General features: G+C 42.6%; 1 protein-coding gene and 1 pseudogene. Both read right to left on the reverse strand.

Annotated elements, in window-relative coordinates:
• On the reverse strand, positions 1–161 hold a 161-nt coding region (locus C6H22_RS09125), incomplete at its 3' end, for an AAA family ATPase (RefSeq protein WP_324826086.1).
• Positions 145–1,080 (reverse strand): annotated as a pseudogene (locus C6H22_RS07555) (motility associated factor glycosyltransferase family protein); the annotation flags it as partial. The pseudogene C6H22_RS07555 and the gene C6H22_RS09125, both read right to left, overlap by 17 nt.

Genomic DNA, 1,080 nt, shown 5'->3' on the forward strand with positions numbered 1-1,080 from the left:
ATAACATCACTATCTGTTGGCGTACCTGCTTGCACAATCTTATGATATGCTAAGCCTAATCCATAACAAAGTGCGGCACTCACTGCGCTTTTCCCTACATCTGTGTGCGATCCTACCACCACCAAATACGGCAACCGCATATATTTATCCTTGCTTAACATCGTGTGTCAATTGCCTTCCTAAGCTTACACAAAGCAACCTATAGCTCATCACCATTTTTTCCATTCCCTCGCGTATAATCCCCACAGATTTATAATAAAATCCCTCAATATCATCGCTAGGCAAATGTAACGCACTCACCATGAGATTATGTAAAATATGTCCAACACTCCCCTCAAAAAGTAACCCCACAAAGGTATTTTGCGCACTCATCTTAAGACTAAAGTGGTGTACGCGATCGATTAGGGCAAATAATTCCTTTTTGTTGCGTACTCTGCAGGATAAAAGCGTCATAAATTCCTCTTTGTATGCAAGCACTTCCGCAAGATTCAAATCCCCGTATGTCCTAAAAACTTGTGTATAATCGGTACTACAATGTGCGATAATTTTGTTGATAGCTTTTTGCTTTTTTCCTCTCTCAAGCTCACGTAAACTAAATTCCTCTATACTGCATGCCTTTGTTCCTTGTATATACGCACCCTCACCGAGATTTAGCACGATACGCGGTGTAAATGCCTTGATACATCGCTCCATACTACGCGCACTCAAACTAAATAGCGCGTCAGAATAAACACTAGATTCTGTATTACCTTGTACCTTGAAGGCATGAGCTGGAATCTGTGGTGCCTCTTTGCCATAAAAAGAGTTTTTGGCATGTTTGCTTTTGCCCTCGATATAGCCACAATCAAGTCCGCATATCAATACTTCCTCGCCCAAAAGTGCAGCAAGTGCAAAACCCGCATTGCCAACATATGGCGCACTAAATTCCACAACGCTTTTTGCACCAAACATATAAGCCCCTGCACTTCCACCGCGCATAAATATATAAGCGTTTTTGCCAAGAGCCAAAGCTTCTGGCTGCACGACGCTACCACAAAGTAACGTGGTATCGCCCAAAGGCGCTTGTATCAGCACATCTTT

Source organism: Helicobacter equorum, from assembly GCF_900198655.1.
GTDB classification, from domain to species: domain Bacteria; phylum Campylobacterota; class Campylobacteria; order Campylobacterales; family Helicobacteraceae; genus Helicobacter_F; species Helicobacter_F equorum.